15 protein-coding genes are annotated in these 20,646 nt (G+C 44.5%); 8 read left to right on the plus strand and 7 right to left on the minus strand.

The features are described from left to right. Positions 1-18 precede the first annotated feature (18 nt). Positions 19-411 (plus strand): DUF423 domain-containing protein, encoded by a 393-nt coding sequence (locus L5M11_RS03140; protein ID WP_011918954.1) that lies wholly within the window; start codon positions 19-21, stop codon positions 409-411. A 177-nt stretch (positions 412-588) separates the two neighbouring features. Then, positions 589-1,674, plus strand: coding sequence for a 23S rRNA (cytidine(2498)-2'-O)-methyltransferase RlmM (gene rlmM, locus L5M11_RS03145; protein ID WP_011846285.1), 1,086 nt, complete (start codon positions 589-591; stop codon positions 1,672-1,674). Positions 1,675-1,894: 220 nt separating this feature from the next. Here the strand turns inward: rlmM and L5M11_RS03150 are convergent, their stop codons facing one another. Further along, complete coding sequence (locus tag L5M11_RS03150; RefSeq protein WP_113941031.1) at positions 1,895-2,902, minus strand: isocitrate dehydrogenase; 1,008 nt, start codon at positions 2,900-2,902, stop codon at positions 1,895-1,897. Positions 2,903-3,156: 254 nt separating this feature from the next. Between L5M11_RS03150 and L5M11_RS03155 the strand changes: the two genes are divergently transcribed. After that, positions 3,157-5,991 (plus strand): S9 family peptidase, encoded by a 2,835-nt coding sequence (locus L5M11_RS03155; RefSeq protein WP_263191314.1) that lies wholly within the window; start codon positions 3,157-3,159, stop codon positions 5,989-5,991. A 99-nt stretch (positions 5,992-6,090) separates the two neighbouring features. Here L5M11_RS03155 and L5M11_RS03160 read toward each other — a convergent pair whose 3' ends face one another. The 5 genes from L5M11_RS03160 to L5M11_RS03180 form a co-directional block, all read right to left on the minus strand. Beyond that, positions 6,091-6,513, minus strand: coding sequence for a DUF3192 domain-containing protein (locus L5M11_RS03160; protein WP_113941033.1), 423 nt, complete (start codon positions 6,511-6,513; stop codon positions 6,091-6,093). A gap of 110 nt (positions 6,514-6,623) precedes the next feature. Then, positions 6,624-7,430: a flap endonuclease Xni gene (gene xni, locus L5M11_RS03165; RefSeq protein ID WP_263160739.1), complete on the minus strand. Its 807-nt coding sequence runs from the start codon at positions 7,428-7,430 to the stop codon at positions 6,624-6,626. 21 nt (positions 7,431-7,451) lie between these two features. After that, on the minus strand, positions 7,452-8,807 hold the full coding sequence (gene ppnN / locus L5M11_RS03170) for a nucleotide 5'-monophosphate nucleosidase PpnN (protein ID WP_028760679.1): 1,356 nt from the start codon (positions 8,805-8,807) through the stop codon (positions 7,452-7,454). Positions 8,808-8,863: 56 nt separating this feature from the next. Beyond that, positions 8,864-10,420: a GGDEF domain-containing protein gene (locus L5M11_RS03175; protein WP_113941035.1), complete on the minus strand. Its 1,557-nt coding sequence runs from the start codon at positions 10,418-10,420 to the stop codon at positions 8,864-8,866. A 151-nt stretch (positions 10,421-10,571) separates the two neighbouring features. Continuing rightward, positions 10,572-12,734 carry a tetratricopeptide repeat protein gene (locus L5M11_RS03180; RefSeq protein WP_263191317.1) on the minus strand — a complete coding sequence of 721 codons (2,163 nt, stop codon included), beginning with the start codon at positions 12,732-12,734 and terminating at the stop codon, positions 10,572-10,574. 134 nt (positions 12,735-12,868) lie between these two features. Here L5M11_RS03180 and L5M11_RS03185 point away from each other — a divergent pair, with 134 nt between their 5' ends. Then, on the plus strand, positions 12,869-14,680 hold the full coding sequence (locus L5M11_RS03185) for a M61 family metallopeptidase (RefSeq protein WP_263191318.1): 1,812 nt from the start codon (positions 12,869-12,871) through the stop codon (positions 14,678-14,680). Between the two features lie 170 nt (positions 14,681-14,850). Here the strand turns inward: L5M11_RS03185 and rdgC are convergent, their stop codons facing one another. Further along, complete coding sequence (gene rdgC / locus L5M11_RS03190; RefSeq protein ID WP_263191321.1) at positions 14,851-15,765, minus strand: recombination-associated protein RdgC; 915 nt, start codon at positions 15,763-15,765, stop codon at positions 14,851-14,853. Positions 15,766-16,056: 291 nt separating this feature from the next. Between rdgC and L5M11_RS03195 the strand changes: the two genes are divergently transcribed. The 4 genes from L5M11_RS03195 (at position 16,057) to L5M11_RS03210 (ending at position 20,462) form a co-directional block, all read left to right on the plus strand. Continuing rightward, positions 16,057-17,007, plus strand: a complete 951-nt coding sequence (locus tag L5M11_RS03195; RefSeq protein WP_011918961.1) for a porin — start codon at positions 16,057-16,059, stop codon at positions 17,005-17,007. 186 nt (positions 17,008-17,193) lie between these two features. Beyond that, positions 17,194-17,883 (plus strand): phosphate regulon transcriptional regulator PhoB, encoded by a 690-nt coding sequence (gene phoB / locus L5M11_RS03200; RefSeq protein WP_006085167.1) that lies wholly within the window; start codon positions 17,194-17,196, stop codon positions 17,881-17,883. Positions 17,884-17,963: 80 nt separating this feature from the next. Further along, the gene (phoR, locus tag L5M11_RS03205) at positions 17,964-19,262 is read left to right on the plus strand and encodes a phosphate regulon sensor histidine kinase PhoR (protein ID WP_105249762.1); all 1,299 of its coding nucleotides are present in this window, start codon (positions 17,964-17,966) and stop codon (positions 19,260-19,262) included. Between the two features lie 228 nt (positions 19,263-19,490). After that, on the plus strand, positions 19,491-20,462 hold the full coding sequence (locus tag L5M11_RS03210) for a PstS family phosphate ABC transporter substrate-binding protein (RefSeq protein ID WP_131522972.1): 972 nt from the start codon (positions 19,491-19,493) through the stop codon (positions 20,460-20,462). The last annotated feature ends 184 nt before the right edge of the window (positions 20,463-20,646 follow it).

Consider the following 20,646-nt stretch of genomic DNA (forward strand, 5'->3'; position numbering starts at 1 on the left):
TTCCAGCAGGAGCGTTAAATGCGTAAAGGTTTATTGTTACTCGCCGCCGTGAGCGGATTCTTAGCCGTCGCCTTAGGGGCTTTTGGTGCCCATGGTTTAAAAGCGGTCGCGCCACCAAACTTAATTGAAGTCTTTAACTTAGGTGTGCAATATCATTTCTACCATACCTTTGCCCTCATCATGGTTGCCTTCTCGGGCCAATGGTTAACCTCGCGTTTACTGGACTGGTCGGCATATCTCTTTGTCGCAGGCATAGTACTATTTTCGGGCTCACTATATGGACTGGCTTTGTTTGGGACTAAGTGGTTAGGTCCTATTACGCCTATGGGTGGTGGTTGTTTCTTACTCGGTTGGTTATTATTTGCCGCCGCGGTATGGCGTCACAAAGTTATCGACGGTCATGAGTCTTAATCACTGATGCTTATGTGAGTTAACAGGCTTAGGGTGCACCTAAGCCTTTTTTATTTCTCTAATCGCAATTCAAGGTTCAGCAGTAGGCAAATAGGGCATTTGTGGATTGAAATTGGTATACTGGCGCCCAAATCGATAGTCAGCCAATGCTTTGGCTTGGATTTCTCAGGGATCCCCATGAAAAACCTATTTTTATTTTGCCGCGCAGGCTTTGAAAAAGAATGCGCTGCAGAAATCCAACAGCGAGCCGGTGAGCTCAATGTGGGTGGCTTTGTTAAGGCCAACAATAACGACGCTTATGTTGTATACCAATGTTTTGAAGACGATGCTGCCGATACGTTAGTCAAACAATTACCTTTGGATTCGCTCATTTTCGCCCGCCAGATGTTTGCTGCTAGCGACTTGTTAGTCGACTTGCCTGAAAATGACAGAATAAGCCCAATCGTTGCGGCGCTCAGTGACGTCAGCAAAGCGGGTGAAGTGCGGGTTGAAACACCTGACACTAACGAAGCGAAAGAGCTCTCGGCTTTTTGCCGTAAGTTCACTGTGCCTTTACGCCAGCATTTGAAAAAATCGGGTAGCTTGCTCGCGCAGGAAAATCCCAAACGTCCGATTATCCACGTGTGTTTTATTGGCCCCGGCCGTGCCTATGTGGGTTATTCCTATAGCAATAACAGTTCGCCACATTTTATGGGCATTCCACGCCTTAAAATGGCGGCGGATGCACCGAGTCGTTCTAGTCTGAAACTCGACGAAGCCTTTGGCCAATTCGTGCCTAAGGAAGAGCAAGAAGAGCGTATTCGCAGTGGCATGAACTCAGTGGATTTGGGCGCTTGCCCTGGTGGCTGGACTTATCAACTGGTGCGTCGCGGCATGTTTGTGTCGGCAGTTGATAATGGCCCTATGGATGAAAAACTGATGGAAACGGGCCAAGTGAAACATTACCGTGAAGACGGTTTCCGTTTCGAACCGCAACGTAAAAATATCTATTGGCTGGTGTGCGACATGGTTGAGAAACCTGCGCGTGTTGCCGAACTGATTGAAGCTTGGGCGATTAACGGTTGGTTTAAGGAAGCGATTTTTAACCTTAAATTACCGATGAAGAGCCGCTATAAAGAAGTGACAGCCATTCTTGAGACAATGCAGACGATTCTTAAAGAGAATGGTGTGACGGATTTTAAAGTGCAGTGTAAGCATCTTTATCACGACCGTGATGAAGTGACTGTGCATTTATGGCTACGTCCTAATACCGCGTGGAATTAATTCCAGTGCTAACCCCGCGATGATCTTGTTGTCGCTAGAACGGTAATCGTCAGGCGGGTTTAAAGCCACGCAGGTTTAAAAGCTAGATAACAAAAAGCCCCAAAGGAAACTTTGGGGCTTTTTCGTGTTTACTCATTTGAGTTTCAAGCGCTTGCTTCTTTTAAGCTTTTGCTTGAACACGCGCGTTATAGACTCGTCTTAAACGCGCTTAGCATTGAGATCACAGACGCTCAAGCACAGCTTGCGTGAAGTCAGTCGTGCCGTGAGTGCCGCCTAAATCGCGAGTCGTACGGTCGCCTTCTTCGATCACTGCAGATACTGCTTTACGGATTTGCTCAGCTTTGTCAGCCATACCTAGGTATTCCAGCATTTGGATAGACGCTAAAATCACTGAGGTTGGGTTTGCGAGGTTTTTGCCAGCGATATCAGGCGCACTACCGTGAACGGCTTCGAAAATCGCAGCATCACGGCCAATGTTTGCGCCAGGTGCCATACCTAAACCACCCACTAAACCGGCACACAGGTCCGATAAAATGTCACCGAACAGGTTGGTTGTCACGATCACATCGAAGTTTTCTGGGTTCATCACTAACTTCATGCACGTTGCATCGACGATCATTTCTTCTGTCTTGATGTCTGGGTAACGTAGGCTCACTTCGCGGGCCACTTTCAGGAACAGGCCTGACGTTGACTTCATGATGTTAGCTTTGTGTACAATAGTGACTTTCTTACGGTTTTCTTTGCGAGCTAGTTCGTAGGCGAAAGTGGCGATTTGCTCAGCACCTTGGCGAGTGACGATACTGGTTGCTTCTGCTGTTAAACCATCTTCAGACACTTTTTGACCATGGCCAGAATACATGCCTTCGGTGTTTTCACGTACTGTGATGATATCGATATTTTCGTAACGGGCTTGGGTACCTTTGAAAGACAGTACTGGGCGTACGTTAGCATACAGACCGAATTTCTTACGCAAGGTTACGTTTATAGAAGTAAAGCCTTCACCAACGGGAGTCGTCAGCGGCCCTTTCAGCGTGATACGGTTTTTTTCAATGAGTTCTAAAGTGCGTGCTGGCAGTAACTCGCCTTGCTTTTCAAGTGCAGTCAGGCCGGCATCGGCAAATTCATATTCAAAATCACAGCCCGCTTTATCAAGAATTTTTAAGGCTGAATCAATAATACTTGGGCCAATTCCATCACCTGGAATTACGGTTATCGTTCTTTTTGACATGGAGAAGTCCTTCCACGGTTCGTCGTTACTGCAATTGTCTGCCCCAGTGCTAACTGGATAGCAGGACTATGAATTTGGTATTTTTTCTGCCTATTATTTTAACCATCTTTGGTCAAACTTCACAGGAAATAGTGAGCAATATCACGATTTTTTATGTGGTATAACTTGTAAAAATACTGGGTTCTCACCATGATGGAGAGCCAATGGTTAAAAAAGTCTACTTTAGTCTAACAAATATATAAAAGAGGAAGACATTGAAGTTAATCCCTATCACATCTCTGGTTTTGTTATCCCTTGGAATATTGCCAGCAGTGCAGGCTGAAACCAGCACTAAACCGCTCACCCTAACAGACATTATGCATTTTGAATCCCTTGAAAAGCCGGTTATCTCAGATAAGGGGCAAGTCATCGCGGTCGAGTCTGCGCCCGATCGCGGGGATAGTCACGTCATTGTGAAAAATGTCCTGTCGCAGCAAAGCTATCAAATCTCGGGGGCGTCAGATCCCTTGGTGAACCATGATGGTCGTTATGTGGCTGTGGTGGTTAAACCGAGTTTGCTTACGCGTGAGACGAGTGATGCCAAGGCGAAGAAAAAGCTCAAGTCCGACATGGTGTTGCTCGATACTCAAACGGGCACGCAAACTCGCTTTGGGCGCGTGAAGGAATTTGTGTTCAGTGATGACGGTAAGCATCTGGCGATTGGGTTTGAGGCTGATGAAGAGTCCAAAAAAGATGCTGAGCCTAAAACTACCGAAAAACTCGCTGAAGCAGGTACACAAAGCCCTGCGAATATCGATAAGCCAAAGGTCGATAAGTTTGACCAAGGTCGACGTTTTACGTTGCTCAGTTTAGAAGACCAAACAAAGCGAATTGATGTCGAGCAGGTTACTGGCTATGTTTTTGATAAGGCAAGCCGTAGACTTGCGCTGGCAGTGAACGATATCACCAATAAGCAACATCAATTGCAGTTAGTCGATTTAAACACTCACAAAAAAACCGTTGCCTTTGATTCGCCTAGCCAACAGATTGGTGCGTTAGCGCTGGCTAAAAATGGTCGTTGGCTTGCATTTACGCAGGGCAAAGACAGCGAGTTACCTTATGGCCGCAGCTATCAGTTATCGCTGGTCGATTTGCAGTCGGGCAAAATCAGTCCCCCCCCTGAGTCACCCGAGTGGAAACTGAATCGCTACACAAGTTTAAGCTTCTCATTGGACAGCGAACGGTTGTTTTTTGGCCGCGTACCTGAGGTGAGTCAGCAGCTCAGTTTGCAGAAGATCACCGAAGAAAAAGACCTGTTCGATACAAATATTGTCACTGGACAGCGTGGGCTTAAGGTATGGCATGGGGATGATCCTCGTATTAAGCCTAATGAAATCAAGCAATATGAGGACGAGCAAAAACGCACTTACCTTGCGGTATTGCATTTAGGTTCGAATAACGTGGTGCAGCTTGGCGATAAAACTGTTCCAGATGTGACGATTTCACAACATAAACGCTTTATGTTGGCCAGTTCAGATTTGCCCTATCGCAAGATGGCGACGTGGGCAGGGTTCTACCAAGATTATTATCTGGTCGATATTAATACTGGCAGTAAAGTGCCATTTTTGACACAACAGCCGAGTGATGCCGAGCCTACGCTGTCGGGAAATGGCAAGTATGTGGCTTATTATCAGCAAGGTAATGTGTATCTCTATGATATTGCACAGGACCGTCGCACTAATCTCACAAAATCTCTAAAGGTCAGTTTTGCCGATGAAGACCACGATTATCCATCCAGTGCTCCAGGATATGGTTTTGGTCCTTGGCTTAAAAATGATGCGGGTTTCTTGGTTTACGACAAATACGATGTTTGGCAGTTTAATACCGAATCTAAGGCGGGTTTTGCCTTAACCGCAGGTAAAGGGCGTACCCAGAAAATTCAATATCGCCTTGAGGGCTTAGTCGATAATCCCGATGAGCCGGCAGAGCTTGCCTATAACGCCACGGTTTTACTCCACGGTTATAGTGATAAAACCAAGGCCGATGGTTTTTATCAAGCCACCTTGGGCGAAGCAGGCGTGAAGACGTTGATGCAAGGTGAGTATAAGCTGACAGTATTGGGACGCAGTAAAGACGGCGATACTATCGTGTTTTCTAAGGAGCGTTTTGACTTATTCCCTGACGTGTATACGGCCAGCTATAGCGCACCGCAAAATGCAGTTAAGCAAACCGATTTAGATAAGCAGCGTCAAGCCTTTAACTGGAGCCAATCCGAGTTAGTTCACTGGACAAATGGCGATGGTAAACCGTTAGATGGCGTGCTGATCAAGCCGACGAATTATCAAGCGGGTAAGCGCTATCCTGTACTGGTTTATTACTATCGCTTTATGACGGATAGACTGCACGCCTTTCCGCAGATGAACATTAACCACAGACCTAACTTTGCTTGGTACATCAATAATGGTTATGCGGTGTTCCTACCGGACATTCGCTTTGAAATTGGTTACCCAGGGGCGAGCTCAGTACAAGCGCTCACGTCTGGCGTGCAAAAGCTGATTGAGATAGGCATTGCCGATCCCGATGCTATTGGTTTGCAAGGTCATTCTTGGAGTGGCTATCAAACGGCGTTTGCCATTACTCAAACTAAGATGTTTAAGGCGGCGGTTGCAGGTGCTCCAGTATCGAACATGACCAGTGCCTATAGCGGTATTCGCCACGGCACAGGTATTGCGCGTCAGTTCCAATATGAAACCGGACAGAGTCGTATTGGCGCAAGTTTGTTTGCCGCGCCGCAAAAGTACATTGAAAACTCGCCAGTATTTTATGCTGACCGTATTCAAACGCCTTTGATGATCATGTTTGGTGATAAGGACGATGCAGTGCCTTGGGAACAAGGTGTTGAAATGTACTTAGCCATGCGCCGTGCGGGTAAAGAGGTGGTGTTCTTGCAATACGAGGATGAGCCGCATCACTTGAAAAAGTACCCGAACAAGCTCGATTACAGCATTCGCATGATGCAATATTTCGACCATTATCTGAAGGGAAAACCTGCGCCAGAATGGCTCAGCAAAGGTGAAGCCTATGTCGAGTATAAGGCCGATGATGAATAGGCAATTGGCTTAGTTGTTTTACAACTGAGTCAATTCGTTGATTGTTAAAATAAAAACGCCACCGATTCGGTGGCGTTTTTATTTAACTGTCAGTCGTATTTATTTACTGGTTAATGTCTCTTGGGCAGAGCTGAGGGCTGTGTCAGTATCTGCATCGAGATATTGCTTATAGGTATCTTGGCCCCAAGCAATCAATTGATCATTTTTAAAAATCAGTGGGGTACATTCCTCTTTCGTGGTCACACCGTCTGATTTTTCATGGTGAGTGCGATAAAAGAGCACCTGTAGCTTGGTTTCTTTTACGGCTTTGGCCTCTGAAAAGTCAGCTTTACCTAGTAACTGTTTTACTGAAACGATATTTTGCCCTAGCGCTAACTCGTTCATTTTTTGGCTGTTATAGGATTGTCTGTCCTCCCAACTCATGTCATCTGGCGTAGGTTCATAAACGAGTACCACTACAGCGACAAAGGCGACGTAGGCGGCGAAAATGCTACCGATGATTACCGAAACTTTTGATTTCATTTACAGTTATTCCTTTACCTCATTAAATGAGTCACGTTATTACGTCCATAAAATACGCTTTTGTTGTTCTAAGGTAAATGCGTTAATTGCAACTTTATATTAACAGATGTTTAGGCTGGATTGATTGGGTTTTCAGGCAGGCAGTTATTATCAGGCAAGGAGTTCATCACGCGAAAATCTTTTAAATTAATATTGAGTGGCAGGTCTGTTTGTAACTGTGCGAGCTTATAGCTGAGTCTTGCCATCTCCTTACCTTCGGCAAGTTTTTTGGCTTGTTTAGCGCCTAAGTTAGATAGCGATGAAAACAAGGTTGGTAAGCTTCTAAAGGTTTTCAATAATTCGGCAGCCGACTTAGGGCCTATGCCCGCAATACCAGGAATTTTATTACCGCTGTCGCCCGCTAATGCCATCAAGTCGAGAAATTGACTGCGTTCGACACCGAGTTTTTGTTCCAATGCAGCGATATCTAAGTACTGCTGATTAAAGTGATCCCACTGGCTGATTTGGCGATGATTAAGCTGACTAAAACCTTTGTCGGTGGACACTATAATGGCTTCACCCTGCGCTTTGGCGGTTTTTATCGCTAGAGTGGCAATCACATCATCAGCTTCAGCCGCCGCATAAATAGAGCTAATGTTCATCATGGTTAAGTGATCTTGCAGCGCAGCAAGGCCTTTTGCCAGCGGCTCAGGCATAGGTTTACGGCCTTTCTTATAATCGGGGTAAAGCTGTTTACGCCATGAGACTTCATCCCCATCCCACACGATAGCTACATGGGTTGGGCGATGCACACGCAGCAGTTTAGTGCACGCCAAACTGACGCGCTCTGTGAGGCTTTGCATATCGGATTCATCGGGGATCGCCGCATAGATGCGGCGAACCAAGTTGAGACCATCGATGATTAAAAACTTGTTCATGGGGTGTTGTTGCTTCGCACTCTATTTCACTATTTGATAGCAAGGAATATAGGCGCTTCCTGGAAGCTTCATTCTTTGTTGCTGTACAAATGCACTTAAGAGTTTATCCATCATATCCATGAGCTTAGGATCGCCTTTTAATTGGAAGGGTCCATCACGCTCTATGTGCTTGATTGTTTCCGACTTGACGTTACCCGCCACTATACCTGAAAACGCTTTACGGAGGTTGGCGGCAAGTTCGGCTTTATTGGTTTGGAAGTGTAGATCTAAGTTTGCCATTACTTCGTGGCTTGGGATAAAAGGTAACTGAAACTCAGACTCAATCTTCAGTGCCCACTGATATTGGTAAGCATCACCCGTTGAGCGGCGATAGGCTTTTACTTGCTCCATTCCTTGCTTCATGATGCGTGCCACTTCAGTGGGATTATCAATGATAATTTGGTACTTTTTCTGAGCTTCGGGTCCTAAGGTTGAGGCAATAAACTCATCAATCTTAATGAAGTAATCTGCGCTCTCCGTTGGGCCTGTGAGTATCAGGGGGAAAGGCGTTTGTTGGTTTTCTTCGTTAAGTAAAATACCCAATATATAGAGCAATTCTTCAGCCGTGCCAGCACCGCCAGGGAAGATAATAATGCCGTGGCCTAAGCGCACGAAAGCTTCGAGGCGCTTTTCAATATCGGGTAAGATCACCAGTTCATTGACTATTTGATTCGGTGGCTCGGCGGCAATAATACTTGGTTCAGTTAAACCAATATATCGTGCATTTTTAATCCGTTGTTTGGCATGACCTATCGCCGCACCTTTCATCGGACCTTCCATCGCACCAGGACCACAGCCTGTACAAATATCTAATTCCCTCAGGCCAAGTTGATAACCTACCTCACGTGTGTACTGGTATTCGATGGCATTAATACTGTGTCCGCCCCAACAGACGACCACATTAGGGTCTTTCATCGGTGCTATCGCCCGTGCATTACGCAGAATATCAAACACCACATTGGTGATATGGTGGGCATTGGTCAGATTAATGTGTTTTAGTGAGTCATATCTATCACTGATATAAAGGATATCGCGTAAGACTGAGAACAGATGCTCTTGAATTCCCGTGATAATTTGACCATCGACAAAGGCTTGTTCGGGGGGATTGATCAGTTCTAATTTTACCCCACGCTCCCGTTGTAAAACGTTGATGTCGAAATCATGGTATTGCTCGAATAGGGCTTTAGAGTTGTCGGTTTTTAAACCCGCGGCAAGCACTGCTAAGGAGCAGTTGCGGTACAGTTGGTATAGGGCACTTTTGGCACTATTTTTGAGTCGATCAACTTCAAGTTGCGAAAGCTGATCCATGCTGCCTTTTGGGCTGACTTTTACTATCATTTACCACTCCTTCGTCATGACAGGAGTGATTAGAGGAGGCGTATAGTGGGGCTTAATTATACGTCAATCACAACCCTGTCTCTGCTTTCGTGTTTCGCTTTGTAGAGTGCTGCATCGGCGCGTTCAAAGGTCTCATGTATGAGTTCACTTCCCATAACTTGCGCAGCCCCTATAGATACTGTAACTGTAATTCTCTGATTTTTAAATTTAAATGGAATATTTTTTACTTTCTCGCGCACTCTGTTTAAAAGTTGAGCGATATCAGCAGGGGCCACATCAGGTAATAGCAGTACAAATTCTTCGCCGCCATAGCGGGCTACAAATTCTGTATCTCGCAGGGAGTTTTTCAATGCCATTGCTATAACTTGTAAGGTTTTATCACCTGTGCTGTGGCCAAAACTGTCGTTGATGGTTTTGAAGTGATCGATATCGGCAACGGCAACCCACAACGGGGACTTATGCCGTTGATAGTTACGGTATTCTAGCTCCATGCGCTCTTCTAATGCAGCACGGTTAGGCAATTGAGTTAAGCTGTCGAGTAAGTTGAGTTTTTGTTGTTCAAACAAACGCTCTTTGTAGGTGTTAGCCTCACTACTTAACTCATTAAGCTCTTTGCGCATTGTCTCCATCGACTTGCGCAGCAGAGCTTGCTCTCTTTGCTCTAGGGCTTCTTTACGGGCTAATGCCGAGCGGATAGAGTTAAGTTGCTCTGTTAGTTGAGCTTTAAGGTCAACGACGTCTTCCACATCGATAATGATTTCACCGGCGTTGTCGACGCGGGTGTTAATCTCACGATTCAGCTGGGTTTTTAATTGAAAGCTACGTTGATTGTGATTGTAAGACTCGCTCACCACCTCACGCACCGCGGTTAAGGCATCATTGAGTGCAAACAAAAACTCTTGGGATGCCGATTTCTCGCGGGCGATGTTATCAAGCAATAATGCTAAAATGGTTTGGTAGGCTTCGAGCAAGCTATCAACTTCAATCTCAGAAGAGAGTACTTCTTTGATCACTAATACTTGGTCACGTTGATCTTTACGGAACTCGATTTCCGAAATCATCTGCGCCAGCTCATGGGCTAGTTGCCTGTGCTTTGGTAAGACATCAAGTTTTTCAGATTCGCTAAATTGTAGCTGTAATATGGTTTCGTAGAAGCCAATGATTTGCTTAACTTTAGGTATATATTCCCACACAGTATGAAAAGGTTTAGCCAGATCTTGCTTGAAGTAATTGACTTCTTTTTTGAGCTTTTCAGGTGCAGAGTTAACGCGTTGGATCTGACGGATCACCTGTGACAAACCAGTACGACTCTCTTCGAGTTGTACCATCACATGGTGATATTGGCCTTTTAGCAGGCGCTCGACATCAACTAATTCTGGCAATGCCTCATCGACTCGCTCAAACGTATTTAAGTTATGGCGAAGTTTGGCGAGTTTATTATCCAGCTCAAGATTTTGCCCTTTACAGGCGAGGCTTAAGTGACCAATAAATTGGAGTAATGTCTGTAACTTTGCATTTCTATCTTCATTAACTTCATCAAGGGCAAGTTTGGCCGAATGGAGTTTCTGTTGCAGCAAGGCAAGTTGTGAAACTGTAGCGCTTGAATCCTTCATCCTGAGTATTGTCCTAACTCTGCAAGGCTAAAAAACATGACCATCCTATGTCCAGATTAGCTGTTAACTCATATGATACTAATGTTATAACACTGGGCGTAGAGTGCAAATGCGATTTACCAGTGACTCTGTGATTAATTACCGATATTGATCAAATATTTTCCAGTAATTGACTATCTTGGTTATTTTCCCAGCAAGGCCAGCGAATATCCTCTTTATTGCCGTTGGTCTCTAATCTGATTAATCCACGCTCAATGCCTTTTTCAAGGTGCAAAAATAACGGGTTTGCAAATAAGCTCAAAGGAACAAAGTCGAGGGCTCTGAGAGCGACATAATAGTCGTTATTACCACCTAAACTACGGGCACAGGCAAGCGCCATCTGCACTGTTTCAAATTTTAATTTCGCGGCCATTTTAATTTCTGATTTCGCTAAAAGTGGCAAATGCGCAAAGCCAAGACGGAAATGATGTGTGATTTGCTGTTGATCGAGTTTCAGGCGTACTTGGCTGAGTATTTGTGTCGGCTCAATAGGTTGCGTGAAACGAACCGCAAATACCCCTTGGCGTACCACATAAACAGATGCTGCGAGTGCATCCGTTAGATGATTGGCAATTTGCGCTGTTACTGCATCACTAAAATATTGGCCATAGTCCAGATCCGCCGTAAGTTGGGTGGGGAAGGCGATAATCGCGAGTGCCGTTGTGGATTCCTGACTTTGATTATGGCTTAAATGTGCTAATAATGCGGCATATCCTAAATTGTGAGTGAAGGGTTCCTGTAGCGTTAATTGAGTTAATGCCGCGTTTTTAGCTGTTATTTTGCGACGATTTTGTAGCATGAAAATAATCACGAGCAGCAAGAGTCCGGCAATAAGGCTGCAAATGAGCAGTAGCGTGTGAGTGTTGTTGCTTTCTTTCACTGTCTCAACGAGTTTTCCCTGTAGCATGTTGAGCTCAAGTTTAAGTTGTTGCTCTGCAAGGGCAGAGGCCGACACTGGGGAGTCTTTATCTGTCTCAGCTGGCTTTTTACCTAGCTCAATGATACGGGCTTGGGCATCGATGGTTTTTGATAATTCACCTAATTTTTGCGCCGCCGAGGCGATAAGGGTGAGTGCGGATTTTTGTTCATCGACCAGTTTTAAATCGACCGCGAGTGCTAATGCGATATCGGCATGGGCCATCATCAGCGGCCAATCTTGGTTGGTTTGGGCGATTTCACCAATTAAGAGTTCGTTATAAACTTGATAGTGATGGCTTTGTTTTTCTTTGAATATTTGATTGGCCATCAGTAAATATTTTAGGGCGTTAACATTGTCTTTAATATTTGAGTAGGCTTGTCCTAAATTATGGAAATTAAGCCCCTGTGCGATGTAGTTACCGCGTTTTGCATCTAATTGCTGGGCATTTAGGTAGTAATCAATCGCTTTATGCCAATCCCCTTGTTCGCCATAGACCATAGCGATCACTGTCATACAACTTGAAAGATAAGTGTCATTGCCCATCTTTTTAAAGCCAGCCGCGGCTTCATGAGCGTTTTTAAGCGCTTCATCCCACTGCTTTAAGTCACGGTATACCTTAGAAAGTTGCAATTGCAGATTGGTTTTCATTGAAGGGTAATTAGAACGATTGGAGATCCGAATCGCTTCACTATAATGCTGTAGTGATTTTGTAAGCTGCTGATTAAAATTGTAATAAAAGCCAAGCCTCGCTTCAGCCGCCGCGATTAAGTAATCGTTTCTGAGTTTATAGGCAATGTCGCGGTATGTGTGGAAGTGCATCAGTGCAGGCACTTCCTGGCGGATCAATAAATGTAAGCCACCTAGATGTTCATGAATATTGTGTTTAAGAATCAATGCTTCGATGTCATAGCTGTCGTTGATTCGGGTGAGCGCTTCGTTATAAAGACCAATCGCTTCTTGATATTTCTGTTCCGTACGGCCAAGGTAACGGCCATTTAACATGGCGACCATGGCAAGTTCATAGGGCGATTGCGCCGCAGTCGATAGGAGTTCAATCAAGCTTTTTGCGTTTTGAAAATCGACCTTGGTTTTAACGTTCGGCTCCATATTGAGGCGGGCCAGTAAATACAAAATCTGTTCAAATTCGAGTGGATTGTAGCCTTGTTCTTGGGCTGCGCGCTCAAATTGGTCACGGTTTTGAAATGCGAGGGGAAAGGAAATCGTTTTGTTGAGCGCATCATACATTTGCTGCGGTGATTCTCTTAACTCAACCTCATCCGCTTCGAGATCTCGGCTTTGGACTGTAAAAGGCAGTGACAGCAACAAAGTAAATAAAATAACCGTGAGTTTTTGCATTTGAACTGTGATTCCTCATTCCTTTAGTCAAGGAACTTATTTTGTTAGCTTTTGTTAGCGCCTAATGAGGATGCTACATCGACTTGTTATACTTGGAAAAATCATAAGAAGCATAATAACAGAAGGAAGCAAGAGTGAAACCCAACAGACTATCAATCTTGATATTAAGCGCATTATTTTCGGGTCAAGTATTGGCCGATGTGAAATACCAAATCGACCTTATTAAACCCGAACACCATATTGCCCAAGTGAGTGTCACTTTTCCTGAAGTGAAGACGAACGATTTTACGGTGAATCTCCCTGTGTGGCGGACGGGCAAATATCAAGTATTGCCTTTGGCCGATGGTGTGCGCTTATTTAGTGCTAAAGATAGTCAAGGTCATGAACTGCGATGGAAGCGCACCGCGAGCGGTGAATGGCAAGTGGCGCTCACGCAGCCAACCCGTGTTACCGTCAGTTATCAATTGTACGCTAATGAATTAGGCCAAAGGGTGCGCCATATTGACGCGAGCCATGCCTATTTGGATGCTAGCGGTGTGTTCATGTACAGTCCGCAATTTCGCTCTGAACCAATATCCGTAGAATTAAAAGTGCCTAAAAATTGGCAAAGTTACTCTGGGATGTCATCGGGTAAGGCCGCTCATTCCTTTATTGCCCCTAATTATGATGTGTTGATCGACTCCCCGATTGAAACTGGTGTGAGTACTCATAAACAATTTAGTGCTAATGGTAAAAACTATGAATTGGTGTTTTGGGGGGAAGGTAACTATGACACGGACAAAATAGTAAAAGATCTTAAAGCCTTAAGCGGTCAAGCTAAGGTGATTTGGGATGATTATCCTTTTGATCGTTACGTTTATATGGTGCATGCAACGAGTGGTGCCAGTGGCGCGACAGAACATTTAAACTCTACTGTCATTCAACTGCCGCGCTTTAGTTTCCGTGAACGCAAGGACTACCTGCGCTTTATTAGCACTGCATCCCATGAGTTTATCCATACCTGGAACGTGAAGGCTTATCGCCCCGAGGGATTAGTTCCCTATGATTATCAACATGAAAATATGACGGAATTACTGTGGATGGCTGAAGGTTCTACCAGTTATTTTCAAGATCAGTTGCTGTTGCGGGCTGGAGTGATAACAGCTAAAGAGTTCCTCGAAGATTTAGCCAAGCGCGTCGAGAAAAACCAACTCAATCCGGGTCGTGAAACTCAATCTGTGGCAGAGGCGAGTACTGGGGAGTGGAGCAGTATCAGTGGCGATTATGCCATTAACCACAGTGTAAATATTTACTCAGAGGGTTACTTAACCTCTTTAGCCTTAGATTTTTCATTACTGCAAGACTCCGAACTTAAGTATTCATATCGCGATGTGCACCGTCGTTTATATCAAGAACATCGCGTACCAAAAGGCTATGGTGTTAGTGATGTTCAGTATATTCTTAAAGACTTATCCGGCAAAGATTATGCACCTTGGTGGCAAGCCAATGTGAATCGTCCCATGAGTTTAGATTTCCCAGAGTTATTATCACAGGCAGGGTTAAATCTGTCCTATGGTAAAGATTCAAAAGCTGAGGCATTTGCGGGAATGACCTTGAGGAGTACCCATGGCTCTTTAGTGTTAGACCAAGTGTTGCGTAATGGTCCTGCTTGGCAAGCGGGCATAGTTGCGGGGGATGAAGTATTAGCGATTAATGGTCTCAAGGTGACTGCTGCGGGTTTCTATAAGCGCATCAAAGACTTTAAGGTTGGCGATAGTGTAGAGGTGATATTATTTAGCAACGATAAAATCAAGCAAGTACAGCTCATCCTTGGCGAGCAGCAAAGCGGTAAGCTAGTGCTCAAGGGGGATGCAAAAGCGACTAAACAGCAAAAAGCTTTCTTCAAGACTTGGTTAGGCATTGATTGGCCGTTTGACAATAAAGGCGAGTTAGCAACTAAAGCTTAATGTGGTTAGGGCTTCATCTTTAGCATCTAAATGCCTTTGTCTTAAAGCCACCTAAAGTAAAATCGTCATAAAAATGGCGCAACCATTATTTTGATGGGGCGCCTTTTCTTATCTTGTACGGCTCAGTCTAACAAGCGAGTCGTAGCTCTCGTCTGCTTAACGAGTTTTGCTTAAACTTGTGCGTCTTCGAGTCCACCAAGGGCGGCCACGAGTGCATGCATCAAGGCGACTAACTCGCTGCCCATTAGGGCAAAGTCTGCATCTAAACGAGCCATAGGATCGTCAGTGCCGACTTCATCGTTCCCAGCTCTAAATTCTTCAGAGAATTTAAGGCGCTTCACGCTAGCATCTGATTGCAATAATAGTGCAATTGATTGGCCGAAATGCAGCGCTAACTTGTGTACTTGCTTACCTGTTGCTAAGTGAGCTAACACTTCGTCTTCTTTCAAATCCTGCTGCTTAAAGCGCACAATTCCGCCTTCATCAGCTTCAGATTTTAGCTCGGCTTCGTCTTGCATTTCAAAGGGTAATGGCGCGCAGCCAAGTTTTAACCATTCAGTTAAATTGGATTCGACTGGCGCTTTAAAGCTCAGTGGGATCACAGGTAAACTGCCGAGAGCTTTACGTAATAACGCTAATAATTCTTCGGCCTTAGTGGCACTTGAACTATCAACGAGGATCATTTCTAGCTCAGGCAAAATCAAGGCGTGGGTTTGGCTTCGGCGCGAGAAAGCGCGTGGCAGCAGGCTAGTGATGATTTCATCTTTTAGCGCATCTTTTTCTTTTTTCGCCAGTTTACGATTTTCTTCATCTTCAATGAGAGCCACTTTTTCTTCTAAGGCTTCTTTGATGACTTGGCCTGGCAGAATTTTCTCTTCTTTAGTCACGCAGATCAGATGGCGATTGTCAGCGCTATGGACCAAAGAACTGCCTTTTTTGCCTAACGCATTTGAGAAACCAAATTTACTGACATCTTGGCTTGAGCAGGGGGAAAAAGTGAAATCGGCCAACGCAGTTTCTAGCGCTTCGGTTTCGACGGCAAAAGGTTTATTGAAACGATAAAGAGTAAGATTTTTAAACCACATAAGAGGCGCCCATTGAAAATTAAAGTGGCAGTTTACGGCATAGTTTGGGCGGGGTAAACCTGTGTTCAATAGCTGATTTTTAACTGAGGATCAGAATTCATTAAACTGTAACATAATAATTAGCTTAGCTGCAGCCCGCATTTTTACTGGGTTTTATGCCTGGCTTCGCGTCAGCTTTTTTGCACGCCAACGTTAATGGTCACAATTGAAATAAAATTGAAACACATTCATTGCAAACTTTCGGTCGTTCCAAACCAATAACCAAGACGAACATAACGTCGAAAGGATGAAATGATGAACGTTTTTTGTAAAACTCTACTCGCTTCTGCGCTAGCTTCTACAACTCTGGCTTCAGCTTATGCCGCTGAGCCGCTGACTGTTTATGGTAAGTTGAATGTCACTGCTCAATCGAATGATGAGCAAGGTGATGCTACAACAACTATTCAAAGTAATGCTTCTCGTTTTGGTGTGAAGGGTGATTTCGAACTGTCTAGCTCGTTACAAGCCTTCTATACTATTGAATATGAAGTTGATACTGGCGCTGAGACTAGCAACAACTTCACAGCCCGTAATCAATTCGTCGGCCTGAAAGGCTCCTTTGGTTCGTTCTCTGTGGGTCGTAACGACACCCTGCTGAAAACCTCTCAAGGTGGCGTTGACCAATTCAACGATTTATATGAAACTGGCGACATTAAAGTCCTGTTCAAAGGCGAAAACCGTTTAAGCCAAACGGCAACTTATTTAACACCTTCATTTGGTGGTTTCGTCTTCGGCGCAACCTATGTGGCGGAAGGCGATGCCAATCAACAAGGTCAAGACGGCTTCAGCTTAGCGGCCATGTACGGTGACGCTAAACTGAAAGAATCAGCTTTCTATGCGGCTATCGCTTACGATTCAGATGTTAAAGGTTATGAAATTATTCGTGCTACGGTACAAGGTAAAATCGCTGGTTTCACCTTAGGTGGTATGTACCAGCAGCAGGAAGAGACCTATAAAGACGAACTGCCGGTGACGACTGATAGCGTTAACGGTTACCTGTTCAGTGCGGCTTATGATATCAAGGCAGTCACTTTGAAAGCACAATTCCAAGATATGGAAGACAAAGGTGATTCATGGTCAGTGGGTGCCGATTACAGCTTAGGTAAGCCAACGAAATTATTAGCTTTCTACACTAATCGTTCATTCGAAGCTTCTTCTGATGATGACAAATACATTGGTGTTGGTTTAGAACACAAATTCTAAATCCGGTATCAAGGTTTAATTAAGGAGGCATGCAGCCTCCTTTTTTATTGCTATAAACAAACAGTTATATAAACTTATTATGACAAATATTACTACTATATGGCTCAAGCGGCGCACTTATTCATAAATCTGTAATAAAAATGACTAATAATAGCCGTGTTGACATTCACTGACAGAAAATCACTTATGACTGCAAGGATATTGATAGTAGAAGACGAGTTGGCCATCCGCGAGATGCTGACTTTTGTAATGGAACAGCATGGGTTTACCACCTCTGCGGCGGAAGATTTTGATTCGGCCATTGCGCTGCTAAAGGAGCCTTACCCCGATCTGATTTTATTGGATTGGATGTTTCCTGGCGGAAGTGGTATTCAATTGGCGAAACGCTTAAAGCAAGATGAGTTTACGCGCCAAATTCCGATCATTATGTTAACCGCCCGCGGTGAAGAGGAAGATAAAGTCAAAGGCCTCGAAGTTGGCGCCGATGATTACATCACTAAACCTTTTTCCCCTAAAGAGCTGGTCGCACGTATTAAAGCTGTATTGCGTCGTAGTGCACCGACTCGTTTAGAAGAAACCATTGATGTACAGGGCTTAATGCTCGATCCTGTGAGTCACAGGGTGAGTGTGGGTGAAACTGTATTAGATATGGGCCCAACCGAATTTCGTTTATTACACTTTTTCATGACCCATCCTGAGCGTGTTTACAGCCGTGAACAGCTGCTCGATAATGTGTGGGGCACCAATGTGTATGTTGAAGACAGAACCGTTGACGTGCATATCAGACGCCTTCGTAAAGCCGTTGAAGAGTCTGGTCATGATCGCTTGATCCAAACGGTTCGTGGCGCTGGTTATCGTTTCTCTACACGCATTTAGTGCTGAATAACTGTTAGGCACAAGTTAGCTTTTACGCTATCTTGTGCTCCTCTTATTTAGCCTGATGTTTGGGTTTATTTATGTCTGACTCTTATTCAGGGTATCGGTTGTTTACGCGCTTAGGTTTATATCTACTGCTTTGCGCGCTAATAGGTTTATTGGTAGGGAAACTTCTCTGGATACTCTTTATCGGCACGCTAGGGTTAGTTTGCTGGCATTACCGACAATTATCGCGGCTTAACTTTTGGTTATGGCGGGATAGAAAACTCACGCCGCCGCAGGGCAGTGGGAGCTGGGAAGGTGTATTTAACGGTATTTATCGCCTTCAAGGGAAGAATCGTCGACGAGTCGGTCAACTGGCCGCACTGCTGGCACGATTTCGTCAAGGTGCTGAGGCGTTACCCGATGCCGCTGTCGTGCTTGATTCAGAGCATAATATTTTATGGTGTAACAAGTTAGCGCAACTCATTCTCGGTTTTGTGTGGCCACAGGATAATGGTCAACGAATCGATAATTTAATTCGTCATCCTGATTTTTCTGCTTACATTAAATCCGCACAATACAAAGAGCCGCTGGAGTTACCTTCGCCGGTATCGGATAGGCGTTTGCTTGAAATCCGTATCATGGCTTACGGTGACAGGCAGCTACTGTTAATTGCGCGGGATATCACTCGTATACGTCAGCTTGAGGGGATGCGAAAAGAGTTTGTCGCCAATGTGTCGCATGAATTAAAAACGCCGCTCACTGTGCTACAGGGTTACCTCGAAATGATGCAAAGCATGGCTGAGCCTGATTCGATGAACGTCAAGCCGTTAGCATTGATGCAGCAGCAGACACGACGAATGCAATCTATGGTCGAACAGCTATTGATGTTATCGCGAATTGAAGATGCGGCGGATATTAACCTCGAAAACACTGTGAATATGACGCAGTTGATGGAGGTGCTCAAGGAGGAAGCTAAGGCGCTGGCACAAGATAAGTATGAATTGAGTTTCTATTGTGAGCCTGGACTTGATTCTCACGGCAATGAATTACAGCTGAGAAGTGCCTGTTCTAACTTGATTTCTAATGCGATTCGTTACACAGAACCTGGCGGGAAAATTACAGTGCAGTGGTGCAGTGTGGCTACGGGTGCCATCTTTAGCGTAACGGATACGGGTGAAGGTATTGCGGCTCAGCATATTGGTCGATTAACGGAACGCTTTTATCGGGTAGACAGTGCGCGCTCAAGGCAAACTGGTGGTAGTGGTTTAGGTTTAGCGATAGTAAAACATGCGCTTAACCACCATCACAGTAAGCTTAAAATCAGCAGTGAAGTCGGTAAAGGCAGTACTTTTAGCTTTATTATCCCTTTGCATCTTATCGAACGTAAGAAATAGTATGTGTGAGTGAAATATTTACAATAAATAATAAAAACAGGCCATTAGGGCCTGTTTTTATTTCTAGATTTATTGAGTCTTTAATAAATGACAGAAAAAAGCGATAAATAGTGCATTGTCATTTAAGTGTCATATCACGGACATAGAATTGTCATTGTAGCGATTGATACTGGCTGCGTCTGAAGAAACTTAAGTTACAAATTAGTTAGCTTACTACTGGAGCACATAATGAAACTGAAAAAGCTTGTCGGCGCGATTACTCTAACAGCCGCTGGTGTATTCTCTGCCACTGCGATGGCATCGATTGATCCATCTCTGCCTACTTATGAAAAAGCGAGCGGTGTATCTGGCAACTTATCATCTGTAGGGTCAGATACCTTAGCCAACATGATGACACTTTGGGCAGAAGAATTTAAACAAATGTACCCTAACGTCAACATTCAGATCCAAGCGGCGGGTTCTTCTACTGCGCCACCAGCGTTGACTGAAGGCACTTCACAGTTCGGTCCTATGAGCCGTAAGATGAAGCCTAATGAAGTTGAAGCATTCGAAAAGCATTTTGGTTATAAGCCAACTGCGATTCGTGTAGCTATCGATGCTTTAGCCGTATTCGTACACAAAGATAACCCAATCAAAGGCTTAAACGTTGAGCAAGTTGATGGTATTTTTTCTTCTACTCACAAATGCGGTAGCAGTGACATCCAACGTTGGGGCGATTTAGGCTTAGACGGTAACTGGTCTGCCAAAGACGTTCAACTTTACGGTCGCAACTCAGTATCGGGCACTTACGGTTACTTTAAAGAGCACGCGCTTTGTAAAGGTGACTTTAAAGCTAACGTAAACGAGCAACCTGGTTCAGCTTCTGTTGTGCAATCTGTTTCTCAATCTCTGAATGCGATTGGCTACTCAGGTATCGGTTACAAAACTGCAGGTGTTAAAGCTGTTGCCATCGCTAAGAAAGGCAATGAGTTTATCGAAGCTACAGCTGAAAACGCGGCTAATGGTACTTACCCACTATCACGTTACTTATACGTTTACGTGAACAAGCAACCAAACAAAGACTTAGCACCAATGGAAAAAGAATTCCTGCGTTATGTGTTGTCTAAGCAAGGTCAGCAAGTGGTAGAAAAAGACGGTTACGTACCTGTGCCTAATAGCGTAGTTGCTAAAGATTTAGAGCAAGTAGGTATTCGCTTGTAAGCCAAACGGCTTGTTAATCAAGGACCTCTTAGGAGGTCCTTTTTGTTTTTGTGGTTTTAAATGTGTAATGATGTCAGGTTTAGACCAAATTAAAGACATAAAAAAAGCAACCTAAGTAGGTTGCTGTAAATTCCAATTCGGAATCTTGGGACGGTCGCGCTAGAAACCATCTAAAGGAGAATGA

Origin of the sequence: Shewanella sp. SM87, from assembly GCF_025653705.1 — a bacterium.
GTDB lineage: Bacteria > Pseudomonadota > Gammaproteobacteria > Enterobacterales > Shewanellaceae > Shewanella > Shewanella oncorhynchi.

Coding starts and splice junctions, on each gene's coding strand:
- L5M11_RS03140 (WP_011918954.1), top strand. CDS start 19: ATGCGTAAAGGTTTATTGTTACTCGCCGCCGTGAGCGGATTCTTAGCC.
- rlmM (WP_011846285.1), top strand. CDS start 589: ATGAAAAACCTATTTTTATTTTGCCGCGCAGGCTTTGAAAAAGAATGC.
- L5M11_RS03150 (WP_113941031.1), bottom strand. CDS start 2,902: ATGTCAAAAAGAACGATAACCGTAATTCCAGGTGATGGAATTGGCCCA.
- L5M11_RS03160 (WP_113941033.1), bottom strand. CDS start 6,513: ATGAAATCAAAAGTTTCGGTAATCATCGGTAGCATTTTCGCCGCCTAC.
- xni (WP_263160739.1), bottom strand. CDS start 7,430: ATGAACAAGTTTTTAATCATCGATGGTCTCAACTTGGTTCGCCGCATC.
- ppnN (WP_028760679.1), bottom strand. CDS start 8,807: ATGATAGTAAAAGTCAGCCCAAAAGGCAGCATGGATCAGCTTTCGCAA.
- L5M11_RS03175 (WP_113941035.1), bottom strand. CDS start 10,420: ATGAAGGATTCAAGCGCTACAGTTTCACAACTTGCCTTGCTGCAACAG.
- L5M11_RS03180 (WP_263191317.1), bottom strand. CDS start 12,734: ATGCAAAAACTCACGGTTATTTTATTTACTTTGTTGCTGTCACTGCCT.
- rdgC (WP_263191321.1), bottom strand. CDS start 15,765: ATGTGGTTTAAAAATCTTACTCTTTATCGTTTCAATAAACCTTTTGCC.
- L5M11_RS03195 (WP_011918961.1), top strand. CDS start 16,057: ATGATGAACGTTTTTTGTAAAACTCTACTCGCTTCTGCGCTAGCTTCT.
- phoB (WP_006085167.1), top strand. CDS start 17,194: ATGACTGCAAGGATATTGATAGTAGAAGACGAGTTGGCCATCCGCGAG.
- phoR (WP_105249762.1), top strand. CDS start 17,964: ATGTCTGACTCTTATTCAGGGTATCGGTTGTTTACGCGCTTAGGTTTA.
- L5M11_RS03210 (WP_131522972.1), top strand. CDS start 19,491: ATGAAACTGAAAAAGCTTGTCGGCGCGATTACTCTAACAGCCGCTGGT.